This window comes from Rhodobacter sp. (genome assembly GCA_020637515.1).
GTDB lineage: Bacteria > Pseudomonadota > Alphaproteobacteria > Rhodobacterales > Rhodobacteraceae > Pararhodobacter.
Map to the genome: position 1 here is coordinate 2,126,570 of JACKKG010000001.1, position 13,030 is coordinate 2,139,599.

15 protein-coding genes and 2 tRNA genes are annotated in these 13,030 nt (G+C 65.2%); 8 read left to right on the top strand and 9 right to left on the bottom strand.

Translation table 11 applies throughout. The annotated features are described in order from the left end of the window. Positions 1 to 218: 218 nt before the first annotated feature. Complete coding sequence (locus H6900_10435; protein ID MCC0073692.1) at positions 219 to 659, top strand: peptidylprolyl isomerase; 441 nt, start codon at positions 219 to 221, stop codon at positions 657 to 659. A gap of 64 nt (positions 660 to 723) precedes the next feature. After that, on the top strand, positions 724 to 1,302 hold the full coding sequence (locus H6900_10440; GenBank protein MCC0073693.1) for a thymidine kinase: 579 nt from the start codon (positions 724 to 726) through the stop codon (positions 1,300 to 1,302). Positions 1,303 to 1,365: 63 nt separating this feature from the next. Here H6900_10440 and H6900_10445 read toward each other — a convergent pair. Both H6900_10445 and H6900_10450 read right to left on the bottom strand, forming a co-directional pair. Continuing rightward, positions 1,366 to 1,440, bottom strand: a tRNA-Gly gene (locus H6900_10445). Between the two features lie 45 nt (positions 1,441 to 1,485). Then, positions 1,486 to 2,157: a transcriptional regulator gene (locus H6900_10450; protein ID MCC0073694.1), complete on the bottom strand. Its 672-nt coding sequence runs from the start codon at positions 2,155 to 2,157 to the stop codon at positions 1,486 to 1,488. 99 nt (positions 2,158 to 2,256) lie between these two features. Between H6900_10450 and H6900_10455 the strand changes: the two genes are divergently transcribed. Further along, positions 2,257 to 3,015, top strand: a complete 759-nt coding sequence (locus tag H6900_10455; GenBank protein MCC0073695.1) for a VOC family protein — start codon at positions 2,257 to 2,259, stop codon at positions 3,013 to 3,015. Positions 3,016 to 3,018: 3 nt separating this feature from the next. Here H6900_10455 and H6900_10460 read toward each other — a convergent pair whose 3' ends face one another. Together H6900_10460 and H6900_10465 are read right to left on the bottom strand one after the other, a co-directional pair. Next, positions 3,019 to 3,447, bottom strand: coding sequence for a VOC family protein (locus H6900_10460; GenBank protein MCC0073696.1), 429 nt, complete (start codon positions 3,445 to 3,447; stop codon positions 3,019 to 3,021). A gap of 59 nt (positions 3,448 to 3,506) precedes the next feature. Further along, a complete protein-coding gene (locus H6900_10465) occupies positions 3,507 to 4,385 on the bottom strand; it encodes a DUF817 domain-containing protein (GenBank protein MCC0073697.1) in 879 nt (292 codons plus the stop codon). 86 nt (positions 4,386 to 4,471) lie between these two features. Between H6900_10465 and H6900_10470 the strand changes: the two genes are divergently transcribed. The 4 genes from H6900_10470 (at position 4,472) to H6900_10485 (ending at position 7,858) form a co-directional block, all read left to right on the top strand. After that, positions 4,472 to 5,377: an FAD-dependent thymidylate synthase gene (locus tag H6900_10470; protein ID MCC0073698.1), complete on the top strand. Its 906-nt coding sequence runs from the start codon at positions 4,472 to 4,474 to the stop codon at positions 5,375 to 5,377. 4 nt (positions 5,378 to 5,381) lie between these two features. Continuing rightward, complete coding sequence (locus tag H6900_10475) at positions 5,382 to 6,548, top strand: DUF3644 domain-containing protein (protein MCC0073699.1); 1,167 nt, start codon at positions 5,382 to 5,384, stop codon at positions 6,546 to 6,548. Between the two features lie 371 nt (positions 6,549 to 6,919). After that, positions 6,920 to 7,240: a hypothetical protein gene (locus tag H6900_10480; protein ID MCC0073700.1), complete on the top strand. Its 321-nt coding sequence runs from the start codon at positions 6,920 to 6,922 to the stop codon at positions 7,238 to 7,240. 84 nt (positions 7,241 to 7,324) lie between these two features. Next, positions 7,325 to 7,858 (top strand): MarR family transcriptional regulator, encoded by a 534-nt coding sequence (locus H6900_10485; GenBank protein MCC0073701.1) that lies wholly within the window; start codon positions 7,325 to 7,327, stop codon positions 7,856 to 7,858. A 48-nt stretch (positions 7,859 to 7,906) separates the two neighbouring features. Here the strand turns inward: H6900_10485 and H6900_10490 are convergent, their stop codons facing one another. The 5 genes from H6900_10490 to ssb all read right to left on the bottom strand — a co-directional run bounded on the left by H6900_10490 (position 7,907) and on the right by ssb (position 12,240). Further along, the gene (locus tag H6900_10490) at positions 7,907 to 8,326 is read right to left on the bottom strand and encodes an acyl-CoA thioesterase (protein ID MCC0073702.1); all 420 of its coding nucleotides are present in this window, start codon (positions 8,324 to 8,326) and stop codon (positions 7,907 to 7,909) included. After that, complete coding sequence (locus H6900_10495) at positions 8,308 to 9,744, bottom strand: AMP-binding protein (GenBank protein ID MCC0073703.1); 1,437 nt, start codon at positions 9,742 to 9,744, stop codon at positions 8,308 to 8,310. Before H6900_10495 ends, H6900_10490 begins: the two co-directional genes overlap by 19 nt. A 153-nt stretch (positions 9,745 to 9,897) precedes the next feature. Beyond that, entirely contained in the window at positions 9,898 to 11,349 is a 1,452-nt protein-coding gene (locus tag H6900_10500; GenBank protein ID MCC0073704.1) for an aminomethyl transferase family protein, read from the bottom strand. Positions 11,350 to 11,564: 215 nt separating this feature from the next. Further along, a tRNA-Gly gene (locus H6900_10505) sits at positions 11,565 to 11,638 on the bottom strand. Positions 11,639 to 11,694: 56 nt separating this feature from the next. After that, entirely contained in the window at positions 11,695 to 12,240 is a 546-nt protein-coding gene (ssb, locus tag H6900_10510; protein ID MCC0073705.1) for a single-stranded DNA-binding protein, read from the bottom strand. Positions 12,241 to 12,448: 208 nt separating this feature from the next. Here ssb and H6900_10515 point away from each other — a divergent pair, with 208 nt between their 5' ends. Further along, on the top strand, positions 12,449 to 13,021 hold the full coding sequence (locus H6900_10515) for a lytic transglycosylase domain-containing protein (protein ID MCC0073706.1): 573 nt from the start codon (positions 12,449 to 12,451) through the stop codon (positions 13,019 to 13,021). Positions 13,022 to 13,030 lie beyond the last annotated feature (9 nt).

Genomic DNA, 13,030 nt, shown 5'->3' on the forward strand with positions numbered 1-13,030 from the left:
GGGCGTCCGGCGCGCGGGGGCATCGAGCCCCCACGCACCGGGTGGGGGCTGCCCCCACACCCCAGCCGGGCGGGTTTTCCACCCGCCCGGACCCACCCGGAGGATATTTCGGGCACAAAGACGGGGCGGGGGCGGTTTCGTTCCGGCCGTCGCGCTGCTAGGCTGGCGGTTCATCGGAGCCGGGCTCCGCCATTCATCTCCGACGGACAGGAGGTCTCATGACCCAGGGCGCCAGGCAGGCCCAAGCGGGTGACACCGTGCATTTCCATTACACCGGCACGCTGGCCGACGGCAGCGTGTTCGACAGTTCCGAGGGGCGCGAGCCCCTGTCCTTTACCCTGGGCTCGGGGCAGATCATTCGCGGGCTGGACGCGGCGATCGCCGGCATGGCGGTGGGCGAGGCCGCGACCGTGACGATCCCGGCCGCCGATGCCTATGGCGAGGCCGATCCGGCGGCGCGTCAGGCCATTCCGCGCGCGCAGATCCCGCCGCATATCCCGACCGAGCCCGGCACTGCCTTGCAGATGCAGACGCCGCAGGGCCAGACCATTCCCGTCGTCGTGGTCGAGGCCAACGAGGACGAGGTGGTGCTGGACGCGAACCACCCGTTGGCCGGCAAGGATCTGACCTTTGCCGTCGAGATCGTCGCCATCCGTTGACCCGGTTCGCGGCGCGGCGCGAAAGCGGGTTTTCTGCCCGCGCGCGCCGCGCTAAGACCCGGGCATGGCCAAGCTCTATTTTCATTACTCGACCATGAACGCGGGCAAGTCGACGATCCTGTTGCAGGCGTCGCACAATTACCGCGAGCGCGGGATGCTGACCTATCTGTTGACCGCGCAATTCGACAATCGCGCGGGCGAGGGGCGCATCGCATCGCGCATCGGCATCGACGAACCGGCGGATACCTTTGCCCCGGGCGAGGACCTGTTTGCCAAGATCGCGACCCGGATGGCGCAGGGCCCATGCGCCTGCGTCTTTGTGGACGAGGCGCAGTTCCTGTCGCCCGGGCAGGTCTGGCAGCTGGCGCGCGCGGTGGATGACCTGGGCGTGCCGGTCATGTGCTACGGGCTGCGGGTCGATTTCCGGGGCGCGCTGTTTCCGGGTTCGTCGGCGCTGCTGGCGCTGGCCGACGAGATGCGCGAGGTGCGCACGATCTGTCACTGCGGCAAGAAGGCGACCATGGTGATCCGCCAGGACGCCGAGGGGCGCGCGTTGAAAGAGGGCGCGCAGGTGCAGATCGGCGGCAACGAGACCTATGTGTCGCTCTGCCGCAAACACTGGCGCGAGGCGGTTGGCGACTGATCGCGATCGGCCGGCGAGCGCGAAAAGAAAGGGCCGGTCCCCGCGGGTCCGGCCCTTTGTTCATGGAGCGGGCGATGAGATTCGAACTCACGACCCTAACCTTGGCAAGGTTATGCTCTACCCCTGAGCTACGCCCGCTCGATGCCCGCCGGATAGCATTCCGCGGCCGGGGCTGCAAGCGGGTTATCGGCGCAAGGCGAAGGCATCGAGGAACCGTTGCGCATGGTCGGGATCGCCGTCGAGGGTGACCCGCCCCTCGTTGATCGACTGCGCCAGCGGGGCGGGGCCGTAGACGGTGGCGGCCATGGCGTTCGCGTTCGGGGCGACCAGCGTCAAGGTGCCCGCGGGTGGCCCGTCGGCGCAGGGGCGGGGGACAAACCCCGCCGGCGACAGCCGCGTCAGGAAGCAGTCGGGCCCCATGACCATCGCCACCCGGGTTTCGCTCTGGGCGGGTGGGGCGACCATCACGGCCATCGACAGCAGCAGCGCGGTCGGGCTGATGAACTTGCGCGGGTCATGGCCGGGCTGACGCACGCCCCAGACACACAGCGCGTCGATGATGCCGCGGGTGTCACGCCCGGCCGGTGTCAGGTCATAGACCTGGACCGACGCCGGTGGCGGCAAGGTGCGCCGCGTCAGCAGGCCCGTGCGTTCGAGATCGGCCAGGCGTTGCGTCAGCACGTTGGTGGCAATCCCCGGCAAGCCGGCCTGCAACGCGCCGAATCGTTTTGGGCCCAGCATCAGCTCGCGCAGGACCAGCAGCGCCCAGCGGTCGCCGATCAGGTCCAGCGCGTGCGCGGCCAGACAACCCTCGTTATAGCCCTTGCGTGCCATCGCACCCCCGATTTCTTGCATGAAGAAATATGACACTTGCAAAAAACAAGCAACCTGTCTTACGCTGCCCTCATCCCATTTCGCCCCCGGGGACCCCGTTCAACGAGAGAGAAGGACATCATGACCGAGATTTATCACGGCAGCCCCTGCTGGTATGAACTGACCACGCCCGATCCCCTGGCCGACGGGCGGTTCTATGCGGCGGTACTCGGTTGGGATCTGGTCGATGCCGGTGTTCCCGGTTTCGACTATCACATCGCCAAGGCCGGCGCGGCGATGGTCGCAGGCCTGTCCAGACCCATGGCGGCAGGGGTTCCGACGCATTGGCTGATCTATTTCGCGGTCAGCGATTGCGACGCCACTGCGGCCGCCATCGTCGCGGACGGCGGCACGCAGATCGTGGCGCCGATGGACATTCCCGGCACCGGGCGCTTTGCCATCCTCACCGATCCGCAGGGCGCGGCGTTCGGCATCCTGCGGCCGCTGGATGGCGACGGGTCGGGGCTGGACCCGACGAAACCGGGGCACGGCTGCTGGAATGAGTTGATGACCTCCGATCCCGTGGCGGGTTTTGCCTTTTATTCCAAGCATTTCGGCTGGGAACCGGGAGAGGCGGTGTCGCTGGATGCGACCAACGTCTATCAACTGGTGCGCCGGGCCGGCGCCGACATCGGCGGCATGATGGATCTGCCGATGCCGTCGATGCCGCCGACGTGGCTGGCCTATTTCAATTCCCCGAGCATCGACGCCGCCATGGCCGCGATCACCGGCAACGGCGGCGCGATCGTTCATGGCCCGATGCAGGTGCCGGGCGGCGCCTGGATCGTGCAGGCGATCGATCCGCAGGGCGGGTATTTCGCCCTGTCGGGGCCGCGCTGACGCCTACCAGTGCCCGATGTTGGGCAGCGAGGTCCAGGGCTCGACCGGGGTCTTGGCCTCGCCTTTTTGCAGCAGTTCGATCGACACGTTGTCGGGGCTGCGCACGAAGGCCATGCGCCCGTCGCGCGGCGGCCGGTTCAGGGTGACGCCATTGTCGATCAGGTGCTGGCAGGTGGCGTAGATATCGTCCACCTCGTAGGCCAGGTGACCGAAATGCCGGCTGTCCGACGGCAGGCCGTCGTCCCCGTCCCAGTTCCATGTCAGCTCGACCGGGCATTCGGGCTGCCCGGGGGGCGCCATGAACACCAGCGAGAACCGGCCCTGGTCATTGTCGTAGCGCCGGGTCTGTTCCAGCCCCAGCAGCCGATAAAAGGCCATCGAGGCCTCGAGGTCCAGCACGCGGACCATGGTGTGCAGGTATTTGATCGTCATGCGTTGCGTCCTTGGCAATCCTGTGGGGGCAAACGTGAGGGGGCTAAGGTAATCCGCCTTTACCCCGATGTCTTGGGGGCCAGACGCGAAATTTCCGCCGGCTCCAGCGGTTCGCGGTGCAACGCGCCCCGCAGCACCAGGGTCACGGTGGTGAAGCTGACGTAGAGCAGCAGATACCACGAGCCGAACTTGCCCCAGCTCACCAGATCGAAATGGCCCTGGCCGGCGTAGACCCAGGTGCGGGTGACGGTGCCGACATTCTCGGCGATCCACAGGAAAAAGGCGGACAGAAAGGCGGCCAGGGGCAGGGGCATCCAATAGGCGTGGTCGCCCGGAAAGAACCAGATGCGCGTGCGCCCGTAAAGCAGCACGGTCGCGGCGAACAGGCCCAGCCGCAGGTCGGGCAGCCAGTGGTGCGTGAAGAAATTCGCATAGATCGCCGCCGCCAGCAGCACCGTGGCCGGGAACCGCGGAAAGGGGGCGAAGCGCATGTGAAAGATGCGGATCACGCGCGCCATGTAGCTGCCGACGCTGGCATACATGAAGCCCGAGAACAGCGGCACCCCGGCGATCTCGAAGAGGCCGCTTTCCGGATAGTCCCAGGACCCTTGCGCAAGCTTGAACACCTCCATCGCGGTGCCGGTCAGGTGGAACAGGGCGATGACCTTGGCCTCGGCCCAATCCTCGAGCCTGAGCCACAGGAACAGCGCCTGGGTGCCGACCGCGAAGAGAAACAGCGCGTCATAGCGGCTGAGCGCCCAGTCGGGGCGCCAGATCGCGCGGGTCAGCACGATCGCGATCAGAAAGAGCCCGCCGAACAGCGCCGCCCATCCCTGTTTCAGCACGAACATCACAAAGGCCGCGGCGTGGCGGCTCATCCGGGCCCGGGCCCAATCGCCCAGGCGGCGCTCCAGCGCCGGGGTGCCGCGTTCCTTCATCGTGGGCACCCCATCTTCTTGCGGTCAAACCCCGCATTGATGCAATATATAGTCAAGACGAATCCCGGGACAGAAAGAGCAAGATCATGCCGCTGAGCGACGAACAATTGGCCGAAATCACCGCATCGCGGGCCAATCCGCAACTCACATTGCGGTCAGTGGCGCCGGGGATGGAAAGGCACCTCTATACCGCGCAACCGGTGCTGGACCACGGATTCGTGCGCGCCATCGACTATATGGGCGACGATGCGGCCATCGTGCAGGCCGCGCGGGTCAGTTACGGCGCCGGCACCAGGCACGTCCAGAACGACGAGGGGCTGATCCGCTACCTCATGCGGCACTGGCACTCGACGCCCTTCGAGATGTGCGAACTGAAGCTGCACGTGAAGCTGCCGGTCTTCGTCGCACGCCAGTGGATCCGCCACCGCACCGCCAACGTCAACGAATACTCGGCCCGCTATTCGATCCTGGACCGCGAGTTCTACATCCCCGAGCCCGCGCAACTGGCGGCCCAATCGACCGTCAACAATCAGGGCCGGGGCGCGGTGCTCGAGGGGGCCGAGGCCGCGCGCGTGCTGGCGCTGCTCAAATCCGACGCCGCGCAGTGCTACGACCATTACGAGGACATGCTGTCCCAGGACGGCCAGCAGGGGCTGGCGCGGGAACTGGCGCGGATGAACCTGCCGATGAACATCTATACCCAGTGGTACTGGAAGACCGACCTGCACAACCTCTTCCACTTCCTGCGCCTGCGCGCCGACAGCCACGCCCAATACGAGATCCGCGTCTATGCCGAGGCCATCGCCGAGATGGTCCGCGACTGGGTCCCGGCGGCCTTCGCCGCCTTCGAGGACTACCGCATGGGCGGCGTCACACTCTCGTCCAAGGCGATTGACGTGTTGAAACGGATGCTTAAAGGTGAAGAGGTCACGCAGGAGACCTCGGGCATGAGCAAGGGGGAGTGGCGGGAGTTTAGTGAAGTGTGGGGGTGAATAGTTGGTTGCGAAATTCAAAGAGGGTTCACTCACAAAAGAAGAAAAAGCAGTCGTAAAGAAGTTGCTTGAAATAGGCTGGCGAGGCCAAGATATTTTGGCTCTCATCAACATTGGTCGGCGACACACCACAAACAGCGGACGCATTACCGGCGTAAAAAAAGATTCCAAACAAACAATCTGTTCGGACGAGGCACTTCAGAGATTCCTCGCCATTAAGTATGCATTCGATTTAAAAACTGGCCTCAATCCCTACTTGGATGAGCGATTGTGTAAGGCTCGCGAAGCAATGCTAATGGCTGTCCATTTGTTTAATAGCCCGCTAATTAATTTCAAGAGCGAAATTTTCTCTATCTTGTCCAATATAGCTTGGACTTACCTTTGCCATGAGAAGCTCATTAGAGAAAAGGAGGCTATTACCAACTCGGACGGAAAACACATTCAGCTCAGCACAATGGTCGGCAAGTCATCTTTGGCTCTTAGCGAGCCCGTGAAAGCGAATATATTAGATATCAAAAAACTTCGAGACAAGGCGGAGCATAGCTTGCTCGGACGGAGCGACGACCTATGGAGAGGGCTTTTCCAAGCAAATTGTCTCAATTTTGATAAAGTCATGTGTGAGTGGTTCGGAGATCGACTTTCATTACGATCTGAGCTTTCATTCAGCCTTCAGTTCTCACGCGCCAACATTGAACAACTTTCCCAACTAGCGAAATGGGACGTCGCGCCAGATATATCTGCGTTCAATGCATCGCTGAAGGCCGAGCATTCGACAGATGTCGTTGATAGTGCAGATTATGAATTTTCAGTCATTTACACGATGGTTCCGTCGTCGAAGGCTAAGTCTCATTTTCAATTTGTCTGCCCGGATTCCGCTGAAGGCAAAGAAATTTCCAATGTCTTGGTTAAACACAAGGCTGGGGATGAAATGTATCCTTTTAAGCCTAAAGATGTCATTGCTAAAGTGAGCAACGCAATAGGCAAGAAATTCTCAATGACTGATCATACCAATGCTTGGAAGAAACACAAAGTTCGACCGAAGACTGGCGAGCCGGACTCGAAGAAAACGAATTCCAAATATTGCATGTATCATAAGGCGCACGGAGACTATACTTACAACGAGGCTTGGGTGGAAAAGCTGATCAATGAGCACACCGCAAAGCAACCTTGAGGGCGCACGCCGGTTGATCCGCGCCGCACGCCAAAGCCCCGAGGACGCTCCCGGTCCGTCCGACATCGCCAACGCGCCCTCCGGGGGGAGGTCGGGCGCGGCCCGGCGTGCCGCCGGGCGGGACAGTTGGCGGGCGAGGCGCTCTAATGCCCCGGATCCATCCCCGGTCCGCCATGCCTCCCCGCCGCGCCCACCGGGCGGTCTGCCTCGGCATTGGCCATGTATTGGAAACAATCCCGCCTTGACGCCCCGCTTGTTGCGATTTCCCTGTCTTGCCAAACCGGCCCCTGACGGGCGATCATGGCGCGCCGTGCCTGCCGCAAACTCTGGCGTTGCGCGCGCCTCCGCCCCTTTCCGAAAGGACGTCGCCCATGACCCTTGCGTTCCGACTTGCCCTGGCCGCCCTTTGCCTGTCTGCCGTCCCCTCGCTCGCGTCGGCGCACGCGTCGCGCGGCGCGGCCGCGGCGCAACGGGTGACGATCCCCGTCGCCTGTTTCCGCGGCCCCTGGCACGAGATCATCTGGGACCGCCCCGAGGTGCGCTTCACTGACGCCCTGGTCGCCTATGGCTATTCCTATGCCGAGGCCGAGGCCATCGGCTACCGCGCCTGCCGCGACCCGCAAGGGGTGGACGACCCCGACTATCTGGCCGGCGTGGTGCGCGAGATGCTGCGCAGCCATCCGCCGCGCTAGGCCGCGGACGGGCGCGCAATCGCCGATGGCAATCGGCCGAATGGGCCCGTAAAAGGGCGCCATCCGCCCAAAAGGGACGCCCCGATGCCCGAACGCGCCGACACCGACGCCCAGCGAACCGACAGCACGAACCTGCCCGCGCTGGACCGCGACGGCCATGCGGTGCTGGACCTGGACGGCTATATTCCGTTCCTCATCAGCGCCATCGGCAACAAGTGGTCGCGCAGTTCATCGAGCCTGTATCTGAAGGAATTCGGCGTCGGTGTCACCGAATGGCGGATCATTGCCATGTTGGCGATCGAACCGCGCATCACCGCCTATCGCACCTGTCAGGTGATCGGTCTGGACAAGGCCGCCGCCAGCCGCGCGTTGAAGGCGCTCGAGGGGCGCGGGCTGGTGCGGAGCTGGCAGCAGGACCCGCAGAACCACCGCAAGCTGTCGGAACTCACGCCGGACGGCTGGGCGCTGCACGACCGCATCATCCAGACCGCGCGGCGGCGCGAGGCGCTGATGCTGGCCGACCTCAGCCGCGACGAGGTGGCGACGCTGGCGGAGCTGCTGCGCCGCCTGCATCGCCGCATTCCCGACCTGCTGGCCATCGACTCCGAGGATTTCTGACCGGCTCGGCGCCCGGTGGCCGGTGGCGCGGCCCGGCTGTGGGGCCGGTCATGGCGCCTGTCCCAGAAAGCGCGCGCGCAAATCATCGGGGATCGGGGCCGCGATCAGCCCGCGCGCGCCATCCTTGACGGTCCAGACGCGGGTTTCGAACCCCTCGACGCACAGGCGGCCGTCATGGATCAGCCTGTGGCGGATGTCGAAGCTGCGCGTTTTCAGCGCGGCGATCTCGGATGTGATGGCCACGTCGTCGCCATAACGCACCGGAGCCTTGAAGCTTGCGCGGGTATCGACCAGCGGGCAACCGGCGGCCCCGAAATGGACCAGCATCTGTTGCTTGGGCCAGCCCGCGGCCTCGTACAGCATCGTCGTGCCGTGGTCGAACCAGCGAAAGACCTGCGGGTTGAAGACGATCCCGGCGGGGTCGCAATCGCCCCATTCGACACGGCGGGTCAGGGTGTTGGACAGCATCGCTGGCCCCTTTGATCGAACACGCGCCGGGCCTTCATTTCGGTTTTCGGCAGCGTGTCGGGCGCGACCACGGCGACCGTGCAGCGCACTTCGCAGCGGCTGCGGATCTCGCGCGTGACCGCGTCGGCCACGCCGGCGTCGGTATGTTCGACCACGACGGTCATCACGTCCAGCCCGTCGTCCCGGGTGGACAGGCGGATCTGGAATTCGTCGCCGGTGCCCGCGATCGCGCGCACGGCTTCCTCGATCTGGACAGGGAAGAACTTGATTCCGCGCAGGTTGATCAGGTCGTCCGAGCGCCCGGTCAGGCAGCCCATCGCCTTGACGTGGTTGCGACCGCAGGCGCACGGGGCGCGCGACAGCCGGGTGTAGTCGCCGACCAGGAACCGCAGTTGCGCCGAGCTTTCGCTGTTCAGGTTGGTGCAGACGGTCAATCCGCGCGCGCCATCGGGCACCGGTGTCAGGGTGTCGGGATCGACGGTTTCCCAGACCTGGATATCCTCCATCAGGTGGATGAAGGGCGTGTCGCCTTCCTGGTATTCGGGGCACGAGTAGCCGCCGCAATGGGGCGAGGCCTCGGTGCAGCCGTAGAATTCGAGCGACTTCGCCCCCCAAAGGTCCTGGATGCGCGCGAGCGTGCCCTCGACGCCCGAAAACGGTTCGCCCCCCGTCACCAGCCACCGGACCGAGGTTCGGGCCGGATCCTGGCCCATGTCCTGCATCGTGCGCCCCAGATACAGCAGGTATGAGGGCGTGCAGATCAGCGTGGTCGGCTTGAACCGTTCGATCAGCGCGGCGCGCGCGGGCCCGTCCATACCGCCGCCCGGGATCACCGGCAGACCCATGCGCGCCAGCGTGTATTGCACGCCCCAGGCAAAGACATGCGGGCCGAATCCGGTCATCGGCAGGCCGCTGTCGCCCTTGCGCAACCCGCCCGAATAGAGCGCACGCGCGTTGGCCTGTTCCCAGTATTGGCGGTCGAAATGGGTGTAGCGGAAGACGCGCGGCACACCCGTGGACCCCGAGGACGAAAACAGCATCCAGCCGCGATCGCCCCATTCCGCCGTGCCGCAGGTGGTGTAGGTGCCATACGGGGGGTGTGCGGTGGCGTCCTCCATCATCTCGTGCTTGGTGACGACGGGCCAGTTCGCCAGCATCGTCTCCACCGAATCCAGGTCGGTGGGCGCGACACCCAGCCGGTCGAACCGGCGACGGTAAAAGGCGCTGTTCTCATAGAGAAACGGCGCGACGGCGGCAATCTTTTCGTCCTGAACCGCACGGATCCGGTCGCGTGACCAGGTGTCCTTGTCCGACCAGTAATCGGCGCTGACGGGCGCGCCGCGGTCTTCGTGGTGGGTCGCCAGAACCGATTTCCAGGCGGTGCGGGTCGCGTCGGCCCGGGATGACGGATGGGACATGGTTTTCCTCGCTCGTTGCGCTCAGGGACGTCGGATTTGCGCGCCCCGCTGCCGCCGGGGACCGGCGTGGCCCTGTGGGGGATGCCGGCGATCCCGGCGGGCACGCCCATCCGGAAACCCGGTCCGAGGCGCTTGGACCGGGCTTGTGTCGTCTCAGATGTCCTGCCGCGAGCCGCGCTTGATGCCGATATCGCTGCGGTAGCCTTGCGCGGCTTTCGAGATCGGGCTGGGCGCGACGGTGGCGCGGATCCGCACCTGCCGGTGCGGCTCGATGGTGCCCGCGCTGCGCTGCCCGCCGCCGTCCTCGCCCCACAAGAGCACCACCTCGGTGCCGGGTTCGGCATGGGCGGCATCGATCGAGGCCAGCGACATCATCGCGCGTTCGTTTGCAGTATAGGCGGGATAGGTGGCCAGGCCGATCATCGCGCCGTCCTGGTCCGTCACCTTGTCATAATGCATTCGCCCGATTGCGGCCAGGGGCAGGGTGATCGGCAGCGGTTTGTCCTGTGGTTCGCCGCCCTCGAACTGGGCAGCCATGACCGCGAGCACGTCGTCGGCATTCCACACCAGCGTCACCTTTCGGCGGTGGGGGCGGTCCTGCATCGTCTCCAGCGCGGCGCGGCCGATGAAGTCGTGGTCGAACTTGACGATATGGCCGTAGTTCACGTCATAGGGGGTGACGTAGTAATCCGCGATATTCGGCGAATACAGGCTGCCGCCCAGCGACATCCGCATCGAGGCGTGCCTGGCCGAGCACCAGTCGCGATAGCCCTTGGTCCCCGCGCCGGTATAGACGCCCGACACCGGAACCGCCCACCAGCCGCTTTCGATCACCGTGGTGAAATAGGCGATCGATCCCACCATGCGCAGCCCGTAGGGCCGCCCCGCCGTTCGCAGCAGGTCCTTGACCGCCTGGTAGTCGGCCCAGGGACCCGACAGTTCCAGCCCCGGCATGCCGCCCATCGAATGGCGCATTCCGCGCACCTTGTGGGGTCCCAGGCAGAGGATCTCGGACTTGAAGAACCCGATTTCGGGCAGCGGGCCGCCGTTGAGCTCTTCCAGCAGCGCCCAGGCCTTGGGGCCTTCGACCTGGAACCGGTAGAATTCGCGCGCCTTCTTCGGATTGAGCGTCCACATCGGATCGAGTTCGGTGGTGACGTCATAGGCCAGCGCCTGGGCGTTGTATTCCACCCACTCGGTCGTCGCCGGATTGCCGACCACCAGATAGTCGTCTTCGTCCATGCGGTAGAGGATCGCGTCGCCGATCAGGTTCCCCTCGGGCGAGCAGCAGACCAGTTGCTTGGCCGCGCCGATCCCGAAGGTCCGGAAGCTGTTGACCGACAGGAATTGCGTGAAGGCCAGCGCGTCGGGGCCGCGCACGTGCAGCGACATCATGTGATAGGACTGGTCGTGCACCGCGATCGTGTTGCGCCAGGCCCATTGTTCGTCGCGCCATGTGGTGAATTCGGGGCGCACCCCCTCGCCGGGCATCATCTGCGTGTAGATGGTCAGGGCTGCCTTGGGGGCGTTGCGGAACAGATGATCGGTGACATTCGGCACCTGGGCCATCAGATCGCTGAGTGTTTTCGGCTGCGACGGGGTCATGCGATGTCCTGTGGGGAAGGGAACGCCCTGCGCTTTGGTCGGGGTCCTGCGGAATGCGTTGCCATGTCAACTGTCCGAATTTCTGCAAATCCGGGGTTGCCATGTCAACTGTTTTCTCGCGGCAGGCCGGATCGGGCCCGAGGGGGCGCGGCAGACAGGAAAACCCCCCGGATTCGCGGGGAATCCGGGGGGCAGGGCCCCTGGGGCCGAAACTCTGGAGCGGGTAGCGGGAATCGAACCCGCGCGTTCAGCTTGGGAAGCTGACAGGCTACCATTACATCATACCCGCCGCTGTCGCCCGATCTATCCGCGCCTGTCAGGCACGTCAAGAGCGGTGCGCGGCGCTCAGAACGGGATGTCGTCGTCCATGTCCGAGCCGCCGCCGAAGCCGCCGCCCGATCCCCCGCGCGAGCCGCCGCCGGACCCGCCACCAAAGCCGCCGCCCGAGGGACCGCCCCGGCCGCCAGCCCCGCCGCTTCCGCCGCTGTAGCCGCCGCTCATGCCGTCGTCATAGCCGCCGGCGCTGCCGCTCTCGCCGCCGCGACCGTCGAGCAGCGTGAGGTTGCCGGTGAAGGGGCGCAGGACGACCTCGGTCGAATAGCGATCCTGGCCGGACTGGTCCTGCCATTTGCGGGTTTCCAGCTGGCCCTCGATATAGACCTTCGACCCCTTGCGCAGATACTGCTCGGCGATCTTGGCCAGCGGTTCGCTGAAGATCGCGACCGAGTGCCACTCGGTCCGTTCGCGCCGCTCGCCCGAGGCCTTGTCGCGCCAGGTTTCCGATGTGGCGATGCGCAGGTTGACCACCTTGCCGCCGTTCTGGAAGCTGCGCACCTCGGGGTCGCGGCCGAGATTGCCGATCAGAATGACCTTGTTGACCGAACCTGCCATCGGTGCCCCCTGCGTCCGTGTGTCTCGAATCTGTTGGCTTGCAGGGTTACACCACCTCATCCGTGTTTGGAAATGGTTAACGGCAGGGCGCGCTGGGCGGATCGGCGCCAAAGCCCTCCCCGGGGCCCGGCGCGGGCGTGGGCGCTTCTTGGCCTGCGCGCGATTCGGGCGTATAGTGCGACCTGCTTGGGGATAGATGGGACAACGGATGCTGAAGGTGGTGGTGGCGGTCAGCCTGATGCTGACGGCGAGCGGAGCCGAGGCCAACGGCCTCAGGCTGGGCGGTGGGGGTGCCGGCGCGCACGGGGACAGGTTCTCGGCCGCGACCCGGCTGCTCGACACCCGCGCGGCCCGGCAATATTCGGCCTCGAGCCCGGACAGTGCGGCGCCGGCGGTCACCTATTCGGGGCGCTACCAAGGCGAATACCTGACCCTCGCGCGCGAAGCCGCGCGGCATCACAACGTGCCCGAAGAGCTGTTCCTGCGGCTGGTCCACCAGGAAAGCCGCTGGAACCCGCAGGCGGTCTCGCCCGCGGGGGCGCGCGGATTGGCGCAACTGATGCCGGACACGGCCGCCCGCCTGGGGGTGAACCCCGACGATCCGCGCCAGAACCTGGAAGGCGGCGCGCGCTACCTGCGCATGATGTATGAACGCTTCGGCGACTGGCGGCTGGCGCTGGCGGCGTATAACGCCGGGCCCGGTGCGGTCGAACAGCACAATGGCGTGCCGCCCTACGCCGAAACGACGGAATACGTGCGCATCATCCTGGGCGCCGGCTGAACGGGGCCG